Origin of the sequence: Hahella sp. HNIBRBA332 (assembly GCF_030719035.1) — a bacterium.
In the GTDB taxonomy this organism is placed as follows: Bacteria; Pseudomonadota; Gammaproteobacteria; order Pseudomonadales; family Oleiphilaceae; genus Hahella.
The window spans coordinates 4,861,669-4,885,040 of the sequence record NZ_CP132203.1; the positions used below are offsets into that span (position 1 = coordinate 4,861,669).

Sequence of the window (23,372 nt, forward strand, 5' to 3'; positions counted from 1 at the left end):
AGCGAATACAAGCACAGAGGGAAAGGAGTCGAGTCAGACGAATCCCGGCAAAGCCCTCCGCTAAGCCACGCGATCAGCAGGCGTCAGGCCGGTCTCCGGGCTTATGAGTGGCGAGGCCGGCGACAACGTCTTCCCGCGAATACGCAGTGACAGGGAGTTGTCGTTTGACTCATTTACCGTTGCGGGGGCAGCGTCGGATTTAAACCGACTTCCCGTTTCATCCCTTGAACGAATGTTCTCAGGACACCTGATGCAATGGGGGCGTAAGCTAAATGGCCGCCCCAGCAAAGTCAAGGCGCGCAAAGCGCCTCGCTGAAATCACAGGCCCCGCAGTGGCGGCAACCTGTTGATAACTATCTAAATGTGAAGAGCATCTCGTTTATCCCAACGTTTCAACCTGGGACTGCTCGCTTAGCTGTCAGAGCGGAACAGGCAGTGTTTAGCGTAATCCGTCGCCTCATTGGCCGTCCAGTCGCCCTTCGGCTTGGTCGCCATATCCTCACACCAGTCCTTGCTTCCCACCTCCGGAGAACAGCCAGCCAAAGCGCCCAAGCTCAACCCCACCACCAATAGCCAAGAAGATACGCGTTTAATCGCCATAGGAAATCCTGAATAACAAGTCATCAATTCATCTTTAGCGAGCAAGTATACAGGAGAGAGATAGAAATTGGAGTGACTGCCGGCCCCTAGCTGTCGACCTCTCTGAAGATATGGGTCACCAGCACAAACAACGCTAAAACAGTGTATTAAGGACATGCTTCAGATGCGTGCGCGTAAAGTGAAACATTCAACCACACCCCTGAATATGTTGTTCCACAATCCCGATATCCCATGCTTTCAATAAAGTAGACTACCGACATTTCCATCCACCAACCTATAAAAAGCAAGCATAATAAGGCAGCAAAAATAATTCCTCCCTGCGCTTTTTTAAAGAATGCCGAATCTAATCTCCGGTCGATCACTCCTGTGATAGTGATAACCGTGACGACAAGCGGCAGTAGCAGGTAACGCACGCCGCCCTTAACCTCAATTGCGCTAACCCCATTGGCTGCCGCCTGCTGTTCTGAATAAACGATAGATATGAAGTGAAAGACGAAAACGGCCGTCAGCAGTTGTAAAAGAACAATAAGCAAAATTTTGCCGTACCTAGACTTTATCACTGGTAACTCACACTGCCCGAACAAAAGGCTTACAATTCATAATACTCACCGTACAAATGCAACATTTGTTTTTGCTCGACGGGAAATTTCCAAACTAGCCTCCATCTCCCTCGACGACGCCTGTCACTATTTCGATTTGCGACTCAAAAAGTTACTCTTTTCCGAGTTTCGAAGTAAAAGGCGTAAGCACAATGCAACTGGACCAACTAACTTTCTTCCTCCAACAAACCCTCACGGATGAAAGGTTCGATAATGCTGAGAAACAGGCGTTGCTGGCGATGCTTGAGACTTTACAGCCGGATCAGGTGCGTTTCATGCGTAATCGCGCCTTTGAATTAACCCGTCCGTTGATCGTCAATGGAGGCGATGGGGCGCTCAGAGCATTGAAGTGGCTGGAGCGGGTGATCAAGGCCCTGGACTCGGGGGAGGATGAGAGCAATTTAACGCGGGCTTACTTCAGCCCAGGAGAGCAATGTCGTCGTGCAATCATCGAGCGCATACGTCATGCTCAAAGCAGTTTGCAGATCTGCGTTTTCACCATTTCTGACGACAAAATCGCGGACGAAATTATTAACGCCCATAAAAGGGGGCTAAAAATCCGCATCATTACGGACAATGACAAGTCCTTCGATCGCGGCAGCGACATCAATCGATTTAAAGAAGCCGGCATTTCTGTGAAGATGGACGATGAACCCCACCATATGCACCATAAATTCGCTTTGATCGATGACAGCGTGCTGATTCACGGCAGCTTTAACTGGACTCGCAGCGCCAGCACTTATAACCAGGAAAACATCGTGGTTACTGATCACCCCGGCCTCGTCAAAGAGTTCTCCGGAGAGTTCGCCAAGCTATGGCGCACCTTCTCTGACTAAGACGTGAACGAATAAAAATTGTCATTAAATCTCACTCGCTAATCGCCAGCCGTTATTAGCAATGTATAGACAAATTCTGCGGATTGTCATTTAATCAGAGGAAGGCCCGGCCGGAAAAAATCCGACCTCGCGCCGTCCAACCCAACTGACGGCCGCCAGATGAAGCCGGCCACAAGCCGGTAGAATAATAAGAGTGCCATGGAATACACCCTTCCTGACACGTCACGAGGTGAGAAAATGGGCAAAGGTACAAAGTATGTTGCGAGAGAGCCTGACGCATCTGGCTTTATCGCCTACCCTGATTCGGAACACGCCGTCTGGCGTGAGCTGATCACACGACAACATAAGGTCATACGCAATGTGGCCTGCGACGAATACCTTCATGGACTGAAGTTACTGGATTTACCCGAAGACCGTATCCCCCAACTAGAGGAGGTTTCCTCCGTATTACGCCGTGAAACTGGCTGGGAAGTGGCGCAAGTGCCCGCATTGATCCCCTTCGATACCTTCTTCGACCTGCTCTCAAATAAGAAATTTCCCTGCGCCACCTTTATCCGCACGCCGGATGAAATGGACTATTTGCAGGAGCCGGACATATTTCATGAAATATTCGGTCACTGCGCGATGCTGACCAACCCCTACTTCGCGGAATTCACTCAAATGTACGGCAAACTGGGCTACTCAGCCTCCAAGGAAGACCGCATCTTCCTGGCGCGGCTGTACTGGTTCACCGTCGAGTTCGGCCTGATGAACTCCGCTGAGGGACAACGAATTTATGGCGGCGGCATTCTGTCCTCTATCGGCGAGACGCAATATTGCTTCTCCGATACGCCGGAACGCCGCCCCTTTGATATTGTGGATGTGCTAAGAACGCCTTACCGCATCGATATCATGCAACCTATTTATTATGTGCTGGATGGCCTCAAACAGCTTTACGAAGTCGCCCACTGCGACATCATGGATAAAGTGCGCCAAGCCAAAGAACTTGGGCTGTTCGCCCCGACTTTTCCACCCAAACAACAATCCAATACGGAGAAGTTAGCCGCCGGCGCCTGATGCGCGGGAACGGCGACGACGTACAGACGAAGCAGGTTAAATCCACCAAGGTTATGAACGATTTTGCATTACTCGCATTGAAGCTATTGATAGCCGCAGAAATACGCGCCCAATGGAGCTAAGCGGGGCTTTGCCCCGGCTGACGACAATTCCATTACGCGTTTTTTAATTGATAATACAGAGGACTGTATCATGAGTAATGTATATACAAACCCACTTGGCACTGACGGTTTTGAATTCGTTGAATTTGGAGCTCCAGACAAAGCAGGCGCAGAAAGCCTGAAACCTCTTTTCGAAACGCTGGGCTTCACCGCCATCGCCAAACACAAGCGTAAAGCCATCACCCTGTATCGTCAGGGCGACATCAACTTTTTGGTCAACGAAAACGTCCCCAGCTATTTCCACAAATTCAGCATGGATCATGGCCCCTGCGCCTGCGCTATGGCGTTCCGCGTCAAAGACGCGCAAAAAGCTTTCGAATACGCCGTATCTCAAGGCGCCAAGCCCTTTGACCAAGGCGACGTTCAAGGCGAAGAAGTTCGCATCCCTGCAGTGTATGGCATCGGCGGCAGCGTGCTTTATTTTGTTGATAAATATGGTGAAGACAGCATTTACGACATTGATTTCGAGTACTTCCCCGGCGTGGACAAACACCCGAAAGGCCTGGGCCTGACCACTCTGGACCACCTGACTCACAACGTCTTCCGCGGCAACATGGACACCTGGGCCGGCTTTTATGAGCGCATCGGCAACTTCCGCGAGATTCGTTATTTCGACATCGAAGGCAAGCTGACCGGCCTGCACAGCCGCGCCATGACCTCCCCCTGCTGCAAAATCCGCATTCCGATCAACGAATCCGCCGACGACAAGTCTCAGATCGAAGAATATCTGCAGGAGTACAAAGGCGAAGGCATCCAGCATATCGCGCTGTCCACCGAGGATATCTACAAGACCGTACGCGATATGCGTGAAGCTGGCGTCGTGTTCATGGACACTCCCGATACTTACTACGAAAAAATCGACGCCCGCGTCCCCGGCCACGATGAAAATGTAGAGAACCTGAAAGATCTGCGCATCCTGATCGACGGCGCGCCGCACGATAACGACGGCCTGCTGCTGCAGATTTTCACCAGCACCGTTATCGGCCCGATTTTCTTTGAAATCATTCAACGCAAAGGCAATGAAGGATTCGGCGAGGGCAACTTCCAGGCGCTGTTTGAATCCATTGAGGAAGACCAGATTCGCCGCGGTCTGCTGTCACCCAACGCCGGAGAGAAGGAACATGCGTAAGTGGATCTCTTTTCCGCATAAAGAAGGACTTGTCTCCAGACAAGCCCACGCAGACCTGCCCAGCGAAGCCATCTATGAAAGGGAAGCCGGACGCAGCGGTTTCTTCGGGCCCACCGCCCATTTCCACCACAAGCGTCCGCCTACCGATTGGGATAGCTGGGAAGGGCCGCTGCGCCCCCGGGCTTTTGACCTCAACAGGCTGAACATCGAGACCAAGTCTCCGTTCGACGCCCCAGTATTGCTGCACAACGCGCACTGCCAGTATCGTTACTGGCGTTGCACGCAGAAGATGGACACCCTCGCCCGCAATGCGGATGGCGACGATCTGTTCTTCATTCACCAAGGGGAAGGCGACTTCTTCTGTGATTACGGCCGCCTGACCGTGCGCGAAGGCGATTATGTCGTGCTGCCGCGCAGCACCATGTGGCGACTGGAACCCAAGTCTCCCATCACCATGTTGATGATCGAAGCCACTAACGACAGCTATCAGTTGCCGGAAAAAGGACTGGTGGGTCCGCAAGCGATCTTTGATCCCGCCATGCTGGACGTCCCACGCATTGACGACGCCTTCCTCGCCCAGCAGGACGACACCCAATGGGTGGTGGAGATCAAGCGTCGCAATGCCATTTCCAAAGTGACCTATCCTTATAGCCCGCTGGACGCTCTAGGCTGGCACGGCGATCTGTCCGTGGTGCGCATCAACTGGCGCGACATTCGCCCATTGGCGTCTCACCGTTACCACTTGCCGCCGTCAGCGCACTCTACTTTCGTCGCCAGTCGTTTTGTGGTGTGCACCTTCGTGCCCCGCCCGATCGAGTCCGATCCGGGCGCATTGAAAGTGCCTTTCTACCACAACAATGACGATTTCGATGAGGTCATTTTCTACCATCAAGGCAACTTCTTCAGCCGCGACAATATTGGCCCGGCCATGGTGACCTTCCATCCTTCCGGTTTCACTCACGGGCCGCACCCCAAAGCGTTCGCCGCGGGACTCGAATACACCCGCAAAGAAACCGATGAAGTCGCCGTCATGCTCGATACCCGCGATGCGCTGGAAGTCGGACCGGCCGCCTGTCAGGTGGAGACCATCGAATACGCAGACAGTTGGAAAATGAAATAGCGACGGTTAAGGAGCAATATCCATGAAATTCGCAACACTAAAAAGCAATTCGCGGGACGGCGTTTTGGTTGTCGTCAGCCGCGACCTGCAACAGGCCGTCGCCGTCCCACAGATCGCTCCCACGCTGCAAGCCGCTTTGGACCAGTGGAACGACCTCTCTTCCGCGCTCGAAGAGGTGTACAACGCCTTGAATGAAGGCCGAGTCAAAGACGCAATTGCGTTTGACCCCAACCAGTGCGCTTCCCCTCTGCCCCGCGCTTATCAGTGGGCTGACGGCAGCGCCTACGTCAATCATGTGGAGCTGGTGCGCAAAGCCCGCGGCGCGGAAATGCCGGAAAGCTTCTGGACTGACCCACTGATGTACCAGGGCGGCAGCGACGCCTTCCTGGGGCCTCGCGAGGATATCGCCATGGCTTCGGAAGACTGGGGGATTGATATGGAAGCGGAAGTGGCGGTGATTACCGACGATGTCCGTATGGGCGTCGACGCCGCGGACGCTGGCAAACATATTCGCCTGCTGATGCTGGTTAACGACGTATCCCTGCGCAACCTGATTCCCGGTGAGTTGGCGAAAGGCTTCGGCTTTTTCCAGAGCAAACCCTCCAGCGCCTTTTCTCCCGTGGCGGTAACGCCGGATGAGTTAGGCGACGCCTGGGACGGCGGCAAGGTGCACTTACCCCTGATCACGCATTTGAATGACAAGCTGCTGGGCCAACCCAACGCGGGCGTCGATATGACCTTCGACTTCCCCACCCTGATCGCTCACGCAGCGAAAACCCGTCCACTCTCTGCTGGCGCGATCGTCGGTTCCGGCACAGTCTCCAACAAAGACCGCTCCACCGGCTCAAGCTGCCTGGCGGAAGTGCGCATGCTGGAGATCATCGAAAACGGCTCGCCGAAAACGCCGTTCATGCGTTTTGGAGACCAAGTGCGTATTGAGATGCTGGATAAACAGGGGCGCTCAATTTTCGGCGCCATCGACCAGAAAGTGACGCGCCACTCATGATACGCCTCTACGATTACTGGCGCTCCAGCGCCGCCTATCGAGTTCGCATCGCGCTGAATCTGAAAGGGCTTCCCTACGAAGCCCATAGCGTGCATCTGGTGAAAGACGGCGGTCAGCAACGCCAGCCGGACTACAAGGCGCTGAATCCTCAGGGCCTTGTACCGCTACTGACTGACGGCGAGTTTCGCCTGAACCAGTCTCTGGCCATCATTGAGTATCTGGAGGACAGTCATTCGACTCCCGCTCTGCTGCCAGCAGATCCCAAAGCCAGAGCCCAGGTGCGGGCTTTCAGTCAGATTATCGCTTGTGACATTCATCCGCTGGATAACCTGCGGGTGTTGCAATATCTGACCGGCCCCATGGAAGTCAGTGAGGAGAAAAAGCTGGTGTGGTATCAGCACTGGATTCTTGAAGGCTTCAAGGCGCTTGAGCAGATGGCGGCGAGCTATGCGGATGCAGGCCCCTATTGCTTTGGAGAGCAGGTGACGATGGCGGATGTCTGCCTGATTCCTCAGGTATACAACGCCGACCGTTTCAACTGCCCGATGACGGACTTTCCGAGACTACGGGTGATCAACGACAACTGCTTGAAGCTGGAAGCTTTCCAGAAAGCAGCGCCAGAGCAACAGGCGGACGCGACTTAGTTGTTCGTATCAGGCTCCTTACAAGGGAAGTTAGCTACGGTTGATTTCCCTCTTCCTCTTCCTCTTCCTCTTCCTTGAGAGCGTCTTGCAACTCTGCAATATACTCAGCGTACGCATCTATCTTTATCCGCGCCCATCTGCGCAGATTCTGCTGGTCGCCCAGCTTATGACGCAACAAGAGCTGGATAACCTGAACGCTCAACTCCTGGTCTTCACTCATTATCCAGTGTGACAACTCCATTCGAAGCGCCTCAACTGAACTCGCCGGCAGCCTGTTGATCAGGTTAAGGATGAGATTTGACACCCACCAGGAATCATTATCCTGACGCGCCATTTGGAGCGCCTGCAGCAACGCGGGAGTTAACTTGTCCCCCAGCGCCGCCAAGGGCTCGACAATGGCGCCCGCGACAGGCCAATTGGGGTCCTGCAACCACATCAGCATTTCCGGTAAACAAGGTTCAATGCGCTCAAACGGTAATTGCAGTAATTTCTTTGCTTTATCCGTATCGCATTTATCTTCCGGGCGCAGTTCCTGCAGCGCTTCCGGCCATTCTGGACTATGAACCCAGGCGGATCGTTGTAATAAATCAGGGTGAACCATGTTTGTCGATGGGTCATAGGTAGAAGCGTACGCCTGCCAGACGTCCTCATAACATAGCTCTACCTGAAGCATTAATTCCTCTTCGTCAGGATCAAGATTGGCGCGGGAGTGCAAACGGCGCGTCATGTCTTCGAGCCAGAAGCGCAGCGCCTGCAAGGAATAAACGTAATCGTTGGAATTAATCATACGCGCACCATCAAGCCTCGTTTTGCACGCGGTGCAGAATCCGCAACCGCCACATCCAGATCGCCAGGATCAACAGTGGCGGCGCAATATTCGCCCAGATGGATAACCCAATACTGAAAAAGTCGAACACGCCATGCAGAAACATCGCGATGAGGAGAAAGCAAAGAGTCACGAGGTATCGATTGCCGCCATGAGAGTCAGTATAACCATACGCATAGCCCCAAATGGAGGCGAACATGACATGGACCATCGGCGCCGTCAGCGACCTGGCCAGCGCTTCCCATCCCTCCAGATAGGTCAGGTAATAACTGTTCTCATGTAATGAAAATCCGAGCGCGATAAACGAGGAATAAATAATGCCGTCTATCGGTTCATCAAAGTGCGGCAATCTCACGATGATAAGAAGAAAAGGAATAAACTTGGCTAATTCTTCTATCGGCCCTATGACTAAAACGGAATATAAAAATAATTGCAGACTTGAGCTTTCCGCCAGTTCATAGGCGTCAAAACGCAAATGAATATAATCCAACGCTTCATACAAATATAAACCGATATAGGCGGAGCAATACCCTAAAACAAGGGCCAGCACCAGCATTACAACAGGTTCTGGCTTATGCCGGTCTTTGTAGTAGTGGTAGGCGGCCCAGAACAGGCACGGAAGATAGAGTAAAGACCAGTATTCCATTGCTATATATCGCGTCAAATATAAAGCGCCGCGGGCGCAAACTTCATGTGGGATAAGGACTCGACAATGAGTCGGGCCGAAATACTATCACCTTATGATATACTCGGCCAGCTAACGCCTCACATATCCAACACACTACTGACAAGCCTCATCCATTACGTAGATATGCAGTTTACTTATCAATTACTTAGCTATGGGCTCTATATCATTCCCGCATTCATTCTATGGGGAATTATTAAGTTCATCTGCAGTCTGCCTTTTAATGATTACCCTGTCACCAACGCCGTACTGACCATTGCAGAAAGCCGAACAACCTATCCATGGAATGCAGGGGCCAATCAGGATGTCCCTTATCAGTCTGTAATTCGAGTCTACAGCGGCGTCAGCCGGGGAAGCAGATCGTACAATTTCTGGGGCGATAACGACATCAATCTTCCCAGTGGCGACGTCATCGCCGAGATCAACGCCAATGACAACGGCAAGGTGGAGACATTTCAGGTTAAAGACGCCAACGGCGTCTTGCTGGCCTCTTCTGAAGAGCGCGAAGTCCGAAAGTGGCTGGGGCTGGCGGGCCGCAAGGAGGCGCTGATCGGCCGAGTTCTTGTTGAAGACCAGCTTATTCCTGTCTTCGCCATCAACGAAAATGATCCCACTTTTGGGCGGGAGGAGACCGAAGTGTATGGCTCCATCAACAACGGCGACGTCCACGAGATTAAACCGCTGTATACCGTTATCGAAGGTCGAGGCATGCTGGGCATGTTGGGCGAACGCATCCGCACCGGCACAAAGTTAAAGGACGAACGCCAGCAGTTGCTCATGGAAACGCAGGAAGACGGCATTTTGCTGGGAGATTTGTTTTTTCACCAGGGCAGCGACCTCAACATTTTGGGCGCTCATTATCGTGTTGAAGAAGAGTATCCCCTGAGTAATTTTCTGGGACGTCCTCGCAGTTGGTTCGATGGCTATTCCCTGTATCAAGGCTTGGAGGTTGGTCCAGACAGCAAGCCTGTCGCCAGAATCAACATCGACGCCCGAGCTTTCACCCACGAGCTGGGTTATGAGTTTTGGTACGACGCCAACCGAAATGGCGAGTTCGAAGCGGAAGAAAAGCTGTGCACGGTTGTATATGGAACCACCGTCGTGCAAACCGCCGACTCGGAAAAGCGCACCTCAGGTAAGGAACTCAACCACCTATGGGTCGCCTCCAGCCTGCATTCTGAAGACGCGATTCATCGCAATCTCGACTATGTGGATGCAATCCTGAAGATGATGCCTGACGCCATCAACCACAATCCCACACTGCATAGTATCGAGCACCTTCTGGACGGCTATAGGCTGGCGCTCAAGCCTGAGTTGAAAACCCTCGCAGACGCCTCTACCGAAGAAGACGCTCTGTCCTTTTTCGACGCCTACGCACTACTCTTCCCCGAGGCGCAGCCTAAGTGACGCTCTATAGCCGGAGCGGATTACCATACGCTCCAGCTGATCCAGCTTAACCCGTCTATGCAGCGAGTTAACTCGCCGCCGCAACCGGCTCCATTTGCTCTTCTTCCAACTGTCTGAACGCCAACACCGTAGACGCCATCGCTAACAGGCAGCAAAAGAATGAGAAAATAAATATAGATTCGTAGCCGAACCAGGAGACGATCGAGCCGCCGATAATGCCCGCAATCAGAATTCCAATATCAAAGCAGGATTCATAGGTGCTCAGCGCCAGTCCAATATTCTTATCCGGCAGACTTTTCAGGGCTGGCAGCGCCAGTAGCGGATACACCATGGACAGGCCAAAGCCGGTCAGGAAGGCGCCTATCATGGCCTGCTGCGGTGAGGTCGCCAGTCCAATCAATAGCAGTCCCACCGCTTCTATGAGAAGTGAGAACAATGTCATTTTCAGTCCAGAACTGTCCGCCCTCCAACCCAGCGTCAAACGCGCACAGACATAGCCCACGCCAAAGAGCGATAAAGAGAAAGCCGCCTCTTCCCGCCAGCCGCTTTCTACAAAGTACAGCACCAGGAAAGCGGTAATCGCCGCATAGCCAATATTCGCGAGAGAAAAGCCTGACCCCGACTTCCAGATCCGACTGATCGCATAAGCGAGCTTGATTTCGCTTCTTTCTGGATGCACATCCACGGGACGGACAACCGCCACAAATACAAAGCCAATGACTGGCGGCAGGCTCATGAAAAGCGCCGCATAGACAATGCCTACTGAGTAATAAGACCAGGCGCCGACATAGTTGTCGGCGGCCAGCCCTAAAAACATAGCGATCCCCACCCAGGACATAATCTTACCGGCATGCTCCCGCCCAACCAGCCCGATTGGCCAAGTTCCGCTACAGGTAAAAATCAGGCTCTCGCCAATTCCCATCAAAATACGGGAAAAGCAGATAATCACAAAAGTAAGAACCGATGCCGGCAACAACGCAAATGACAAATAGCACAGCATCCCTGCACTGAAGGTCAATGCGAGCCCCAACACCATCCCTTTTCTGGGACCATGATTATCCGAAAACCTGCCGGCGTAGGCGCGGGAAAGCAACGTCGACACAGACTCAATCGCCACCACCATCCCCACATAAAACGCAGAGTAGCCCAGCGTTTTATTTACGTACAACGGCAAGACAGCCAGAGAAAGCCCCAGGCTGACTATGGCGAGAAACAGAATACTGGCGACCATAATGGCCGCTATGAGGTCGTTTTTAATACGAAATACAGCGCGCATAATCCTACTCAATCCTTAATCATTCAGCGCTTTCACATCCAACAGCAAAGCACAGCGACAGCCTACTGCGCCTGGAGGGAAATAGTTCAGAGGAGGTTGGTATTCGCGGCTAACCAGCTGTAGCGCAGAGGAGAACTAAATAGTCGTGGGATAAGTTCGCAACAAGCGAAGCGGGGATACATTATCGTTTGCGTCCTGCAACAAGTCTTAAAACAGATAAGTGACTATTCTATATGGAATATTACCGTTAGCCACCTATTCTGGCGTCAACTCAACACCACTTCAAACTCCGCGCCCGGGCTGCGGTTGAGCACGTCGACTTCGCCGCCCATGGCGCGGGTCAGCTGTCGCACCAGCGCCAGCCCAATTCCGGTGCCGACGGTTTCGCGGGTCAGTTCATTGCCGGAACGGTAGAACAGTTGAAAGATCTTTTTCATCTGGCTTTTCTGAACGCCAGGGCCGTAATCCCTGACGCTCCAGGCGACGGACTTGGCGCCTCTGGGCCGGGCGTGGATTTCAATACGTTTACGCTCGGATTTAGCGGAGAATTTAATGGCGTTATCCACCAGATTGATGATCACTTGCACAAAGGCGTCTGCGTCTACGTGCAACTCTCTGCCCGCACAGGAAGGATCAAGCTCATAGCTGCACTCAAACCCGGCCCGTTCCACCTGACTGCTGATTTTGGAGCGCACCATGTCCATCAGGGCCTGGGTTCCGACAGGCTTGAGTTCCAGCTTCAGGTCGTTACGCTCCATTCTAGCCAGTTGCAGCACGTTGGCGATGAGGCGGGAAAGTCGCTCGCTCTCATCATGAATAAAGTCGTAGTACTCCCGTTTTTTCTCTTCGCCTACCCAGCCTTCCCGCAGCATTTCGCCGTACATGCGAATAGAGGTCAGCGGCGTTTTCAGTTCATGGCTGACAGCGGAAACAAAATCCTGCTGCTGTCGCGCTAGTTTGATCTGCCGCAAGCCAAGCCGATACAACATGATGAATCCCAGCAGCAGCACGCCGCCGAGAATCACACTGGCCCAGATGACTACCCGAGCGCCGGGGCCTGCCGGAAGACGGTTAATCGACCACAGCAACTGAAAGTCGCCAAGGGGTGCTGACAAGCGCACCTGATGCAACAGCTCGCCATTTAATTCATCGCTTTGGTCCATGTAGCCGCGTCTGACGGAGCCGGAGACCGTTTGCAGGATATCTCCCTGAAACGCCACCACCATATTGCTCATCTGCGCCAGCGCCGCGCCTTGAAACGCCTGAGCCATCGCGCCTTCGATAAAGGCGTTCTGCTCAATGATCGCCCCCTGAATAATGCGCTGACCGTCACGCCAGACTTTTCTGAACAGCACAAACTGGCCGCTGTCCAACAAGGCCAGCTCCAAGGGATCGACTTCACTCTCGAAGATTTTGACTTTGGGCGCAGCGACGGCGGGTTCGCCAGGGGCCGCTTCGGACTCCACTTCCTCGACCAACGCGGTCTGCTCTATGCGCGTGGCTCGATTAGGGGCCGGCGCTGAAACGCCTGCCGCCTTCGACAGGGTCTTGCTCGCGACGTTTTCTTTCTTGAAGCTGCTCTGTAGCTTGAGGTCTTCCAGGCGCTTATCACTCTGGCTACGCTGTCGTTGCTCAAACACCGGCGAGTTTAGATTATCAAACGCCTGCTGGGCGTATACCGGCGGGGATTTGGCTTTGTATTCTTCCTGCGCCTGCGCCTGCGCCTGCGCCTGCGCTTGGGTGATTTCTTTCTCCTGCGCAGCCGGCGCGGCTGGCGTTGATATTGGTTCAGCCATAGCCAGACTGTCCATCTCTGTATCAATGGCGCCGCCAGAATCGGCGCTCTCGTTCACGCCACCCAGTCCAGACTCGTATGACGAACTGAATCGACTTGAGGATGTCCCCGCCGCATCCGCCAAGCCTGTGTCTTCATCCATCAAATTGAGAGGCTTGTCATCCGCCCTGCGACGTTGCACCAATTGATTCTGGCTGAGAATATCCAACAAGGTGTCGCGCAATGCGGTTCTCTGAGTCAGCTCCTCCGCACTCAGACCCCAACGCTCTGGGTTATCCAGCGTCTCGGGGGTCGCCGGCGTGGAGAACACGCCTTCCGCATCCACTTGAAAGTACCCTAGCAGCCCTGGAATAGACGACTCCACTGGATACGACGCCAAAGGAGAGCGCTGCACATAACTGGACGTATTGGGATCGCCGGTTAAAACCAGAAACTGATAATCCGCGTAAGAATGCGCTTCTTCCACGGCGATCCAGCGCTGCAGTTCAGAGTCGATACGCTGTGACAACTCCTCCGCCAACAAGCGGTATTGATGAAACGCCTCCCACTTGATCTGTTGCTGGGTCTGCCAAACCAATACCGCAAAGGGGATCAGCAGAGCCAAAAACAAAACCGCCAGGAACAGGCGCAGGCGTCCCGGCGTAAGTCCACGTCGCAGCGAGGCGGCCATCAGGACTCCGTCATCAGGCGGTAGCCGCCGCCGCGCACAGTCACCAGCCGCTGCGGCTGTTTGGGATCGTCTTCAATCTTACGACGCAACTTGGCGATATGAATATCGACGGTGCGGGTTTCAATATCCAGATCCCTAGCGTAACCCCAGACCTTGTTCAGTAACTCTTCTCGTGATACCGGACGCTCGCTGTGCTCATGCAGATATTGCAGGACATCCATCTCCCTGCGCGTAAACGCCACGTCCTCGCCCTTGCGTTGAGAGCTCAGATTCAGGGTGTCGATCTCCAGACCGCCAACCAGACGAATATGGGCGTCATCCAGCGTCGTGGAGCGAGAGCGTCGCAATACCGCCTGCACCCGAAGCACTAATTGCGCCACGGAAAAAGGTTTGGCGACGTAGTCATCGGCCCCCAGTGACAGGCCATGGATGACATCTTCGTCGGAAGACTTGGCGGTCAGCATGATGATGGGTTGATCGCGGTCCTTAAGGCGCACGGCTTCACATATCTCGTAGCCGTTTTTACCCGGCAACATTACATCCAGCAGGATCAGATCATAAGCGCCATTCAGCGACTTGCTCAGACCTTCGTCGCCGTCCACGGCGAAATCCACCTCATAGCCATGGTAAACGAAGACATCCACCAGACCGGTGCGAATCGCCGTTTCATCTTCCACGATCAGAATGCGCGCTTTGCGTTGCATCTCCACCTCAACCAGTACCGAAAAGAACATTCTCGCGATAGGAATGTAGTTACAAACGAGTCTAACAACAAGAGCCGTCACGCCATGTAAATTCTTTGTAAACAGCGCGGCGAAGGTTTTACAAAAGCCTGTCTACGACGCCGGCGCTCTCCTTTTTAGACTGGAAACACATCAACGAACACCCTGCAAGGAGACGAACATGGCGCTGATCACCAGACTGACTCGTTTATTTAAAGCGGATATGCACGCCGTGCTGGACCGCCTGGAAGAACCCGACGCCCTTCTGCGTCAGGCGATACGGGAAATGGAGGAAGAAGTATCGCAAAACGCGCGTAAGCTGCAAGCAAAAGAGTATGAGATACAGCAGGTTGGCAATCGCATCAAAGAGGTGGAAAAGTCCCTGAACGGACTCGACGCTCAACTGGACCTTTGCTTTGAGGCGGAGAATGAAAACCTCGCCCGCAATCTGCTCCGTCGCAAACTGGAAGGCGAGCTGCTGCTGTCGCAATTCCGTCAGCAGGCCAGCCAACTGACCGACGCCATTACCTCTCAAACCTCATTACTCTGCGATCAGCGTCGTCGGCTTGAGAGCATGCGCCAGAAAGCCGCGCTGTTCGAGGCCGATCACAGCGTCGAGCCCAAGGCCTGGGATAACAAAGACGTCAGCATTACCGAGGAAGACATTGATCTGGCAATGCTGCGCGAGCAACAAAAGCGGAGGGCATCATGAGCAAGACTACCTTTTGGCGCGGCGCGGCAATTGCGCTGGCGCTCAGTATATTCGGCGCGTTGGCGCTGGTTCTGTTCGCGCCACTGGTTGGCGAAGGATTCGGACTCAGATTGCTCATTTCCGCACTGGGACTGGCGTATGTGGTGATCTTGTTGCGCGATAGTCGCGCCCGCACCGGACGCCTGGTCGTGTTCGCCGCCTGGATGACCGCGACCGCCGCTTTGTTCTTGCTTAACCCCGGCGTTTGGGTCTGGCTGACAATACAAACAGCCGCCATCTGGCTGACGCGATGCCTGTATATTCACGACAGCCTGATCGCCGCGGCGCTGGATGCGCTCCTCAATGGCGCCGCCCTGCTAGCGGCCCTGGTCGCCGCGCTACATACACACAGCCTGTTTCTGGCTCTTTGGACGTTCTTTCTCGTGCAAGCGGCCTTCGTTTACATCCCTCGCAAACTGTCTGCGTCAGGACGCGGCGAAGCTCCCGTCAGCAACGAAGATTTCGAACGCGCCTATCGCAATGCGGACGCCGCCTTGCGCCGTCTATCCAGACATTCCTGACATCGGCTCATTCATTTATTGGAGGAACTAAACCATGAAATCGAAACTGTTCGCCTTCACCCTGTTTGCAGCCACCGCCGGCGTGGTCGCCTTTTACCCTACGCTGCAAAACCTCGCCATTGCGAAGCCGGCAGTCAACCAGATTACCTATCCAGTCACGACAACGGACCCCATCACCACAACGAACCCGATCGCGACAATTAATGAGAAGCGGGCCAAAATTGAAGTCGTGTTCGCTCTGGACACCACCAGCAGCATGAGTGGTCTGATTCAGGCGGCGAAAGAAAACATCTGGTCCATCGCCAGCACCATGGCTTCCGCGCAACCCGCTCCAGAAATCAAAATGGGGCTGGTCGCCTTCAGGGATCGTGGAGACAGTTATATCACCCGCGTCATCGACCTTTCGCCGGATTTAGACTCCATGTACGCCACCTTAATGGACTTCCAGGCTGAAGGCGGCGGCGACGGTCCAGAAAGCGTCAATCAAGCGCTGTTCGACGCCGTGCACAAGATTTCCTGGAGTCAGGATAAAGACAGCTATCGGGTCATCTTTCTGGTTGGCGACGCGCCTCCGCACATGGACTATCAGAACGAACAGCAATACCCGCAAACATTGAAAGACGCACTGACCAAGGGCATCGTCGTCAACACCATCCAGGCGGGCGACGATCCTTTTACGCAGACAGAATGGCGCCGCATTGCGCAGTTGAACCAGGGCTCCTTCTTCCAGGTGGAGCAATCCGGTCAGGCTGTCGCGGTGGCCACGCCATTTGATGAGCAGTTGGCTTCCCTATCCAGAGAAATGGACAAGACCCGTATGTTCTACGGCACGGAAGAAAAACGTAAGGCGCTCGCCGCCAAAAGCGCCGCCACGGACAAACTGAATGCAGTCAGCTCCGATGCCGCACTGGCTAAACGGGCCGCCTTTAATGCATCCGCCGCGGGTGAAGGCAACTTCCTCGCGGAAAGCGAGCTGGTCGATGACATTAGCAGCGGCCGCGTCGACCTGGACAATATCGCCCCGGCGACGCTACCCGCCCCGTTACAAGCGCTGGAAAAAGACGAACAGGCGAAAGTCATCAAGGAAACGGCGGAAAAACGCGATGCCCTGCGCACGCAAATTGCGGATCTATCACGCCAGCGCCAGGAATTTATCGAACAGAAACTCAAAGACAGCGGCGCAGAAGAAGAATCCCTGGACTACAAAATTTACTCAACAGTTAAAGCCCAGGCGGCGGAAAAAGGCATCCAATACGAGAGCGCGCCAGCTTACTGAGGGATGTGAGGGTAATAGAAGTAAGGGAAGTAAAAAGGGCGGATATTCCGCCCTTGTTTTTTATAAGACTTTTTTCATCACAATATCTGACGTGTCGCTCTCCAGCCCATTTACATCCACAGCCGACACGGCGAAGTAGTGGGTACCGACGGGCAGATTGTCGAAGGAGAAGCTGATTTCATCCGGCGACGCTTCATATACTGTTTCCACGGAGCCGTCTTCAGACAAATGATAGATCCGGTATAGCTGGATTTCCGATGCGGCAAGCACGCTACCGTCTTCCCGGGTCGCCGGGGGCGTCCAGCTCAGCAACGCAGTGCGATCGACCACGACATCCAGCATCGCCGCATCACTGATCACAACACCGCTTTCGTTGCCAATCATGACGTCATAGCTGCCTTCGTCCGCTTCGCTCACATTGGGAATGGTATAGCTGGAGGTCACCGCATCAGGAATATTCTGACCGTTTTTACGCCATTGATAATACAGCGTATTGCTGCCGGTGGCGCTAACGTTCAGGGTAACGGAAGAACCCACGGAGGCTGTCTGTGAAGCCGGCGGTAGAGAAATAACGATATCCACCCCATCAGTCTGAGTCTGGTCTGTGGAAGTATCTGTGGTGGATGTATCCGTCGTCGCCGTGGTATCGGTTGTACTGGACGTGTCAGTCGTACTGGTCGTGTCAGTCGTGGTGGTCTGATTCGACGACGTATCAGTAGTGCTGGCGTCCGTAGTCTGATCGCTGCTTGAAGCAGTCGTATCAGTCGTCGTACTGGATGAGTCCGTGGTTGTCGTGTCGGTCGACGTTGTGTCCGTAGTGGAGGCGTCAGTTGTTGATGTATCCGTAGTCGACGTATCCGTTGATCCCGATGTATCCGTGGTCGTGTCGGTCGAACCGCCGTCGCCCCATCTTCCGCCTCCTCCCTTGGTCCCGCCTTTACCGCCCTTAGTAGAAGTGGTGTAAGACGAATCCAGCACCGTATCGCCGCTCAGTTCCGTTTCTGAAACAGTGATGGAACTCTCCGTCGAAGTCTGTGTTTTTGGCGCGGCGCTGGCCGGCGTCGCGCCCCCGCACCCTGCCAGGAATAACGGGGACAAAGTTAAAACGGATGTCAGTACGGTGCGTCGTAAATTACGCTGAATCTTAAGAGTGCGCCGTATTTGCCGGTCTGACACCAAATGTTCTTCGACCAGGATCTCACCCAGCTTCTTATGGGATGTCTTCTGCAAAGACATCGCCCTTTCCAGTTGCTCCTGGGTGATGAGATTCCGCTCAAGCAACAGGTCCCCTAAACGGGTCTTATCTGACGATGATACGGGTGCTTCCGCCATGTCCACTCCCCCCTCTGAGGATACTTCCCGCCGACTCGCCTCCTGGCGCTTCACTGCGCATGACTTCGGGCTGCGACGGATATGTTGTTCTGGCGTGAATAAATATGCGGGCTGTTCTCGTCCGTTTGGGCGCAAAATCCAAAAAGCACTATTTATGCGGCGCCATTATTTACAGTTTAGTAAAGGATTTACTCTGTAAATAACGACGATAAGATCAAATGGATATAAAAAAACCAAATGTGCTAGCGTTTTGTTAACTTCTTTTCCATTGTGAAATTAACCAGTATCTGACCGTTGCGTTGTATTTCATTAAGTTGCGTCGTTACAAAGCCTTTTGACTCGAAAAATGGGCGCGCAGCCCTTGATGCTTCTACATAAAGGCGCGTCATACCTGCGTCAATCGCCTCCCGCTCCAACCGCTGATAGAGCCGGGCCGCCACACCACGCCGCTGAAACTCAACATGGGTGTACAGGCAATCAATATGGCCATCGGCCTCCAGCTCGATAAAACCAAGCAGACGCCCATCGCTTATCGCCAAAAATGGCTTTTTGATATCCAGTCTGGCTTTCCATTTATCATAATCAGGCGGCGTCGGAGCCCACGCTTCCCTCTGCTCAGGGGTGTACATCTGTGAGTCGACGCCATGCACCGCCCCATGAAATAAATCAGCCACCGCCACGGCATACTGAGAGTCGTAATCAATCACATCAATATTCACAACAAGATCGCCCTAACCATTAATCCAGTAGAGGCATAGCGCCCTTCCGTTTGCCTGAAACAACAGGACCCGCACGCGCCAGGCCCTGACTTCCGCAGCTTATCGCCGTCCAGGCGCATCCCTTTTATTTAGCGCTTTGCGCCGTTGTATGTTGTTGTCTCAAGAGAAACATTATTTCTGAAGAACTCTGTCGTCACAGAGTAAGAATCAGAATCATCAAGACGACACCAATCCCAGAGCTGCCTGGCTCTGGCCGCGCATGTGGACTGAATCACGTTGGAGCCATAGGTTGCATCCAGCCAGTTCTCCCGCGGGTGTGCAGGACACTTGGTTACCGCGACCTCACATCGGTTAGGCGGAGGTAGCGTCTCCAGCTCCGCGCAGGCATTCCCCGGACTTTTTTCTTCGGGAAGGCAGCGGTAGTTTTGATCCCGGTTCCCCGCAAACGCGGCAGCGGCGCCATGATTAAGCACAAACGTCTTGCCACTTACATTTGTCGTTGAAGTGCGAGTGATATTATCGAGAATGCTGACGCCAATGACTGGAGAGCCTAGCTCCACCAGTTGCGCGTTCCCGACGACAGCGTCATACACCATTTTGTGTTTTACATTCGGGTCGCTCAGATCGTTCCAGCTTGTGCCGTGAAAGGTATTGCCGGAAATGGTTTGAAAGCTGTCCATTACCTTTATGGAGGCGACATTGTTTACAAACGCATTTTCCCTTATGACATTGTGTCTGGAGTAATCAAAGTATCGGTTGCCATATCCCGGCATCGCATCGTCCGAGCAGCCGGATAACGCAGCCGCCTGTCGCGCAGCAATAATAATCGCCGCGCCGCCGTTGTAGTTGTCGTGATAGCTAAACGTATTGCGTTCAATGAGGTTGTCATTCGCATGCATAGTCCGTGTAACGCCAGCCTCGCCGCAATTTTTATAGGTTGCTATCGCTGCGTACTTATTGTCTTTAAACAAGTTGTTGGAAATGACGTTCTCAGAGGAGGCGTCGATTGCGATGGCTTCACGTCCGGAAGCGCTGCCGGAGAATCCATTATGAATAAAGCTGGAGTTGGTCACGCGTGTTCGGACGCTGTATGCCTCCAGATAGATCCCTGACAGTCTCGTATTTTCAACGACAACATTATCAAGCAAGAAATCCTGACTGTATGGACCGACAATGAGGCCTTCTCCTCCAAGCGGGTTACTCGCGTCATAAACGCCAATGTCTTTGATCGCAACATTTTTCACTCGAAACCGTTTAAGTCCCGTTGCGTAATTCGCGCCGCCGATCCCTAGCGCCGCGGGGGTCAGAAGTAGCCCTTTTTGATAATTTTTGAATACGCAGTTTTCGATGCTTACATTCTCCAATGCTTCAGCCGAGTCTACTGCTCTTGACGTTTTTTCAGTCGTAGAAGGGATAGTTCCGTCAAAGGTATTACCGCCGCAGTCCAACGTAATATTGGATGCTTTTAGCTTGAATCGCGTCCCCCGAATCACCTCTTCCTGAGGACATAATGCAATGCTTTCGGAAACGAGAATGAGCCTTTCATTATCGATATTGCTGGAGGGAAGGCTATCCAGATTGACGCACTCCTCCGCCCTCACATTCGCTATTCCGGACAATAGAAAGAGCGCCAGAGATAAGCTTTTGCTGTATTTTTTCATTTATTTGTACCTGATACCTGTACCTGATATTTTTCCGTGCTCATGCAGTCCAGAGTGCCGCCACTTCCGTCACATGGATATGGATAGACCTGTTTTAGCTGCTGAATTATAAAAGGCTGACCGTGAAAGCCGGATCAAAATCCGGATTGCGTTCGCCGGGATAGCCGCGGGGATTACACACAACTCGAGTGGTTCCTATCTGGTAATCACTGCTGTTATGCAAATGCCCGTGAATCCACAGGCTCGGCTGCAAGGATTCGATCACTGGCTCCAGATTGGAAGCATACGCTGAGCTGATGATGTCATTTTTCCTATGCGACGGCAGTGAGTGACTCGTGGGGGCATGGTGAGTAATAACGACGCGCCGGCTGGTTGGATGCGTCTCGTCGCAATGGGCGAAGGCGCCTTTTAGCCAGTGCAGCGAGCGAGTATGAATCACCGCCAAATCCAATGAGCGCACTTTGGAGTAGCCGGGTTCTCTGCGAATTTTACGAAAATCACTCATCACCTGTTGGCACTCATAACCCGCCACACGTGGATCGCAGAGCAACTCGAAGTCCGTCCACAACGTACATCCGAAAAAAACGACGTCGCCTAGCGCCACGGACTCATTCTCCAGCACATGAACATGCGTTTCCTGCGTCATCTCTCGTAACTTTCTAGCCAGTTTCGGGTAGATATGCCGGTAATACTCGTGATTCCCCAGTACATAAATGATCGGCTTCGCCGGACTCTGCTCCAGCGCCCAACGCACGCCTTTGTCGCCAACATGTATGTCCCCAGCCAGGACCAGCGCATCCACATCGTCGATATCGAAAGCGAAGTCCTCAAACTCCAAATGGAGATCGCTTAATACTCTTATTTTCATACTACTGCTGCTTACTTGCTCGCCCTACATCTGTCTCATGACAGAGAGAGCGCCTGAGCCCCCTTCTCAAGGTGTCAGGCGACCATTAATTCACGCGTTCCAAGGACCGTTAAGGTCAGGGCTCGCCGCTGCAATCGAGTGGAAATTGGGTATCAATACACTGTCTTTCCCTACGATGGAACGCACTGCCATCAAACCGACCTGACTCAAGGCTCTCACCGCCGAGTCGGTGATGTTGATCTCCGCACAGGGCGTTACTACGGATTCGCCATCTTCGCTGTATACATGCAATGGCAGACGGTCCACCTGCTGCTTTTTACCCGGGGCAAAATTCCAGCCGAAATCTGTATAGTGTTGCGCCAGCAGCATCACCGCCAACCAGGCGCCATTGCCCCACAGGTAGAAAGAATGTCGGTTACGCTCCGGCAGTTCCTCAAAGTCAAAACGCTCCGTGCGGGAGGTGCGTTTGCCATAAGGCATGCGCAGCAATACTCGCGGCGCCACCAGCGCCAGACTGCCGGCGCAAACCTGTTCCCTCACCGTTTTCCAGTGTTCAGAGAATGCCGCATCGACAGCGTCAACCCAGTCATCCGGATCAGGCGTCGCCGCCAGATCGCCGCACCCCGCCAGTGCTACGGAGCCGCCAGTCAGGGCCGCAGCTCCGACTACATGGGCGGAGCCCGCCAGCGTGGAAAGGAAGTTCAGAGACTCTGTCTCCGGTCCGAAGGCGTAATCAGCGAGAATCATACTGAATGGCGCGGAGCCGCTGGCGCTTCGCTTCTCCACCAGCAACTTGTACAGGCCCGTCTCGTCGATGGATTCGGCGGAGTTCGCGTCAGCGATCAACTCCTGGCGCGTCGCATCGACAATAAAAACACGCAGGTTTGCATCCGTCTCCAGCCTGCGCACCAACAGATACAGCCCGCGCCAGCTCGCTTCCAATGCATGAAAAGCGCTGTGATGCATGATTTTGCGCATCAGGTCGCTGGCGGCTTGGTCCACCGCTTCCAACATTTCCTGCTGGCGGGGATCGGGCCCCTGGCTCACATAGGGCGCAAAGATTTCCTGCACCAGCGTGCGCACATCAAACGCGTTACTGGAACGCTGAACGCCGGATGTGCTGTCCAGCAGGCTGTCCAGCAAAGAACCGCTGTCATTGGAAGCGCCCACACTCGACGGCCTAGCCTCCATAGCAGGCGCTTCCGCTTGCGGAGCGGAGCCACTCCAACCGCGGATTTCTTCCGCCGCCGCCTGGAAGGTTTCATTACTCTTGAGGCGACGCTTCAGGCTTTTGAACTTCTCAAACAACGCGGTGCGGTCATAGATGTAATCTGGATGCATATCATCCAGCTCGCGAAAACGAATGACATCATCGATGACGGGAATATCCAGCTCCACCTTCATCTGTTCAAAGACGTCATCATAATTATCCCGGTCCACTTCTATCACTTTGCGTTTCGCCAGCGTCTCCGGTTCATGCAGGCCACGATGTCCGCGGCCGCTGAAGTCTCCCAACACCACGATGTGACAGGGTTGATTGGCTGGCGTCGCTTTCTTGTCGCCGGCATCTTTGGTTTTAAACTGAATTTCGCCCGTGCTGATGGTTGTTCTGGACATAAGAGCTTCCCTTGAGGTTGTCGCCGCCTCTCATTGGAGGTGGGTTTAGACGCCATATTTTATGCAAAGCGGGCGCGCCCGGCGTCCGCGGTCAT

22 protein-coding genes and 1 riboswitch are annotated in these 23,372 nt (G+C 53.6%); of the genes, 10 read left to right on the forward strand and 12 right to left on the reverse strand.

Going from position 1 to position 23,372, the window contains the following annotated elements:
• Window positions 1–69: 69 nt before the first annotated feature.
• Window positions 70–266: riboswitch (cobalamin riboswitch) on the reverse strand.
• Between the two features lie 145 nt (window positions 267–411).
• Window positions 412–600, reverse strand: coding sequence for a DUF3012 domain-containing protein (locus tag O5O45_RS21430; RefSeq protein ID WP_011394921.1), 189 nt, complete (start codon window positions 598–600; stop codon window positions 412–414).
• A 146-nt stretch (window positions 601–746) separates the two neighbouring features.
• Window positions 747–1,133: a hypothetical protein gene (locus tag O5O45_RS21435; protein WP_305901372.1), complete on the reverse strand. Its 387-nt coding sequence runs from the start codon at window positions 1,131–1,133 to the stop codon at window positions 747–749.
• A 218-nt stretch (window positions 1,134–1,351) separates the two neighbouring features.
• Between O5O45_RS21435 and O5O45_RS21440 the strand changes: the two genes are divergently transcribed.
• The 6 genes from O5O45_RS21440 (at window position 1,352) to maiA (ending at window position 7,151) form a co-directional block, all read left to right on the forward strand.
• Window positions 1,352–2,035: a phospholipase D-like domain-containing protein gene (locus tag O5O45_RS21440; protein ID WP_305901373.1), complete on the forward strand. Its 684-nt coding sequence runs from the start codon at window positions 1,352–1,354 to the stop codon at window positions 2,033–2,035.
• A 237-nt stretch (window positions 2,036–2,272) separates the two neighbouring features.
• Window positions 2,273–3,091, forward strand: a complete 819-nt coding sequence (gene phhA / locus O5O45_RS21445) for a phenylalanine 4-monooxygenase (protein ID WP_305901374.1) — start codon at window positions 2,273–2,275, stop codon at window positions 3,089–3,091.
• Between the two features lie 192 nt (window positions 3,092–3,283).
• Window positions 3,284–4,381 (forward strand): 4-hydroxyphenylpyruvate dioxygenase, encoded by a 1,098-nt coding sequence (gene hppD, locus O5O45_RS21450; protein ID WP_305901375.1) that lies wholly within the window; start codon window positions 3,284–3,286, stop codon window positions 4,379–4,381.
• Window positions 4,374–5,501, forward strand: coding sequence for a homogentisate 1,2-dioxygenase (locus O5O45_RS21455; RefSeq protein ID WP_305901376.1), 1,128 nt, complete (start codon window positions 4,374–4,376; stop codon window positions 5,499–5,501). The genes hppD and O5O45_RS21455 overlap by 8 nt, the downstream gene beginning before the upstream one ends.
• A gap of 22 nt (window positions 5,502–5,523) precedes the next feature.
• Window positions 5,524–6,507 (forward strand): fumarylacetoacetate hydrolase family protein, encoded by a 984-nt coding sequence (locus O5O45_RS21460; RefSeq protein ID WP_305901377.1) that lies wholly within the window; start codon window positions 5,524–5,526, stop codon window positions 6,505–6,507.
• Complete coding sequence (gene maiA / locus O5O45_RS21465; protein WP_305901378.1) at window positions 6,504–7,151, forward strand: maleylacetoacetate isomerase; 648 nt, start codon at window positions 6,504–6,506, stop codon at window positions 7,149–7,151. The genes O5O45_RS21460 and maiA overlap by 4 nt, the downstream gene beginning before the upstream one ends.
• A gap of 34 nt (window positions 7,152–7,185) precedes the next feature.
• On the opposite strand, the gene O5O45_RS21470 is transcribed toward maiA, so the two are convergent.
• Together O5O45_RS21470 and O5O45_RS21475 are read right to left on the reverse strand one after the other, a co-directional pair.
• Window positions 7,186–7,938, reverse strand: a complete 753-nt coding sequence (locus O5O45_RS21470; protein ID WP_305901379.1) for a DUF5071 domain-containing protein — start codon at window positions 7,936–7,938, stop codon at window positions 7,186–7,188.
• 10 nt (window positions 7,939–7,948) lie between these two features.
• Window positions 7,949–8,623, reverse strand: a complete 675-nt coding sequence (locus O5O45_RS21475; RefSeq protein ID WP_305901380.1) for a PrsW family intramembrane metalloprotease — start codon at window positions 8,621–8,623, stop codon at window positions 7,949–7,951.
• 66 nt (window positions 8,624–8,689) lie between these two features.
• On the opposite strand from O5O45_RS21475, the gene O5O45_RS21480 reads away from it, so the two are divergent.
• On the forward strand, window positions 8,690–10,069 hold the full coding sequence (locus O5O45_RS21480; protein ID WP_305901381.1) for a hypothetical protein: 1,380 nt from the start codon (window positions 8,690–8,692) through the stop codon (window positions 10,067–10,069).
• Window positions 10,070–10,136: 67 nt separating this feature from the next.
• On the opposite strand, the gene O5O45_RS21485 is transcribed toward O5O45_RS21480, so the two are convergent.
• From O5O45_RS21485 to O5O45_RS21495, 3 genes are all read right to left on the reverse strand, one after another.
• Entirely contained in the window at window positions 10,137–11,345 is a 1,209-nt protein-coding gene (locus O5O45_RS21485) for an MFS transporter (RefSeq protein WP_305901382.1), read from the reverse strand.
• A 266-nt stretch (window positions 11,346–11,611) separates the two neighbouring features.
• Complete coding sequence (locus O5O45_RS21490; RefSeq protein WP_305901383.1) at window positions 11,612–13,810, reverse strand: sensor histidine kinase; 2,199 nt, start codon at window positions 13,808–13,810, stop codon at window positions 11,612–11,614.
• Entirely contained in the window at window positions 13,810–14,544 is a 735-nt protein-coding gene (locus O5O45_RS21495) for a response regulator transcription factor (protein ID WP_305901384.1), read from the reverse strand. Before O5O45_RS21495 ends, O5O45_RS21490 begins: the two co-directional genes overlap by 1 nt.
• A 169-nt stretch (window positions 14,545–14,713) precedes the next feature.
• On the opposite strand from O5O45_RS21495, the gene O5O45_RS21500 reads away from it, so the two are divergent.
• The 3 genes from O5O45_RS21500 to O5O45_RS21510 are packed head-to-tail and all read left to right on the forward strand — an operon-like array spanning window position 14,714 to window position 17,080.
• Window positions 14,714–15,244: a PspA/IM30 family protein gene (locus O5O45_RS21500; protein ID WP_305901385.1), complete on the forward strand. Its 531-nt coding sequence runs from the start codon at window positions 14,714–14,716 to the stop codon at window positions 15,242–15,244.
• Complete coding sequence (locus O5O45_RS21505; RefSeq protein WP_305901386.1) at window positions 15,241–15,804, forward strand: hypothetical protein; 564 nt, start codon at window positions 15,241–15,243, stop codon at window positions 15,802–15,804. Before O5O45_RS21500 ends, O5O45_RS21505 begins: the two co-directional genes overlap by 4 nt.
• Window positions 15,805–15,838: 34 nt before the next feature.
• On the forward strand, window positions 15,839–17,080 hold the full coding sequence (locus O5O45_RS21510; RefSeq protein ID WP_305901387.1) for a vWA domain-containing protein: 1,242 nt from the start codon (window positions 15,839–15,841) through the stop codon (window positions 17,078–17,080).
• A 60-nt stretch (window positions 17,081–17,140) separates the two neighbouring features.
• On the opposite strand, the gene O5O45_RS21515 is transcribed toward O5O45_RS21510, so the two are convergent.
• The 5 genes from O5O45_RS21515 to O5O45_RS21535 all read right to left on the reverse strand — a co-directional run bounded on the left by O5O45_RS21515 (window position 17,141) and on the right by O5O45_RS21535 (window position 23,277).
• Window positions 17,141–18,412, reverse strand: coding sequence for an immunoglobulin domain-containing protein (locus O5O45_RS21515; RefSeq protein ID WP_305901388.1), 1,272 nt, complete (start codon window positions 18,410–18,412; stop codon window positions 17,141–17,143).
• Between the two features lie 242 nt (window positions 18,413–18,654).
• Window positions 18,655–19,131, reverse strand: coding sequence for a GNAT family N-acetyltransferase (locus tag O5O45_RS21520; RefSeq protein WP_305901389.1), 477 nt, complete (start codon window positions 19,129–19,131; stop codon window positions 18,655–18,657).
• Window positions 19,132–19,259: 128 nt separating this feature from the next.
• Window positions 19,260–20,792, reverse strand: a complete 1,533-nt coding sequence (locus O5O45_RS21525) for a right-handed parallel beta-helix repeat-containing protein (protein WP_305901390.1) — start codon at window positions 20,790–20,792, stop codon at window positions 19,260–19,262.
• A 106-nt stretch (window positions 20,793–20,898) separates the two neighbouring features.
• Window positions 20,899–21,660, reverse strand: coding sequence for a metallophosphoesterase (locus O5O45_RS21530; protein ID WP_305901391.1), 762 nt, complete (start codon window positions 21,658–21,660; stop codon window positions 20,899–20,901).
• A gap of 90 nt (window positions 21,661–21,750) precedes the next feature.
• Window positions 21,751–23,277, reverse strand: coding sequence for a type VI secretion system contractile sheath domain-containing protein (locus O5O45_RS21535; protein ID WP_305901392.1), 1,527 nt, complete (start codon window positions 23,275–23,277; stop codon window positions 21,751–21,753).
• Between the last annotated feature and the right edge of the window lie 95 nt (window positions 23,278–23,372).

Bases quoted from the DNA above. Each gene is read 5' to 3' on its own strand.
- O5O45_RS21430 (WP_011394921.1), bottom strand. From the start codon at position 600: ATGGCGATTAAACGCGTATCTTCTTGGCTATTGGTGGTGGGGTTGAGC.
- O5O45_RS21440 (WP_305901373.1), top strand. From the start codon at position 1,352: ATGCAACTGGACCAACTAACTTTCTTCCTCCAACAAACCCTCACGGAT.
- phhA (WP_305901374.1), top strand. From the start codon at position 2,273: ATGGGCAAAGGTACAAAGTATGTTGCGAGAGAGCCTGACGCATCTGGC.
- hppD (WP_305901375.1), top strand. From the start codon at position 3,284: ATGAGTAATGTATATACAAACCCACTTGGCACTGACGGTTTTGAATTC.
- O5O45_RS21455 (WP_305901376.1), top strand. From the start codon at position 4,374: ATGCGTAAGTGGATCTCTTTTCCGCATAAAGAAGGACTTGTCTCCAGA.
- O5O45_RS21460 (WP_305901377.1), top strand. From the start codon at position 5,524: ATGAAATTCGCAACACTAAAAAGCAATTCGCGGGACGGCGTTTTGGTT.
- maiA (WP_305901378.1), top strand. From the start codon at position 6,504: ATGATACGCCTCTACGATTACTGGCGCTCCAGCGCCGCCTATCGAGTT.
- O5O45_RS21470 (WP_305901379.1), bottom strand. From the start codon at position 7,938: ATGATTAATTCCAACGATTACGTTTATTCCTTGCAGGCGCTGCGCTTC.
- O5O45_RS21475 (WP_305901380.1), bottom strand. From the start codon at position 8,623: ATGGAATACTGGTCTTTACTCTATCTTCCGTGCCTGTTCTGGGCCGCC.
- O5O45_RS21480 (WP_305901381.1), top strand. From the start codon at position 8,690: ATGAGTCGGGCCGAAATACTATCACCTTATGATATACTCGGCCAGCTA.
- O5O45_RS21485 (WP_305901382.1), bottom strand. From the start codon at position 11,345: ATGCGCGCTGTATTTCGTATTAAAAACGACCTCATAGCGGCCATTATG.
- O5O45_RS21490 (WP_305901383.1), bottom strand. From the start codon at position 13,810: ATGGCCGCCTCGCTGCGACGTGGACTTACGCCGGGACGCCTGCGCCTG.
- O5O45_RS21495 (WP_305901384.1), bottom strand. From the start codon at position 14,544: ATGTTCTTTTCGGTACTGGTTGAGGTGGAGATGCAACGCAAAGCGCGC.
- O5O45_RS21500 (WP_305901385.1), top strand. From the start codon at position 14,714: ATGGCGCTGATCACCAGACTGACTCGTTTATTTAAAGCGGATATGCAC.
- O5O45_RS21505 (WP_305901386.1), top strand. From the start codon at position 15,241: ATGAGCAAGACTACCTTTTGGCGCGGCGCGGCAATTGCGCTGGCGCTC.
- O5O45_RS21510 (WP_305901387.1), top strand. From the start codon at position 15,839: ATGAAATCGAAACTGTTCGCCTTCACCCTGTTTGCAGCCACCGCCGGC.
- O5O45_RS21515 (WP_305901388.1), bottom strand. From the start codon at position 18,412: ATGGCGGAAGCACCCGTATCATCGTCAGATAAGACCCGTTTAGGGGAC.
- O5O45_RS21525 (WP_305901390.1), bottom strand. From the start codon at position 20,792: ATGAAAAAATACAGCAAAAGCTTATCTCTGGCGCTCTTTCTATTGTCC.
- O5O45_RS21530 (WP_305901391.1), bottom strand. From the start codon at position 21,660: ATGAAAATAAGAGTATTAAGCGATCTCCATTTGGAGTTTGAGGACTTC.
- O5O45_RS21535 (WP_305901392.1), bottom strand. From the start codon at position 23,277: ATGTCCAGAACAACCATCAGCACGGGCGAAATTCAGTTTAAAACCAAA.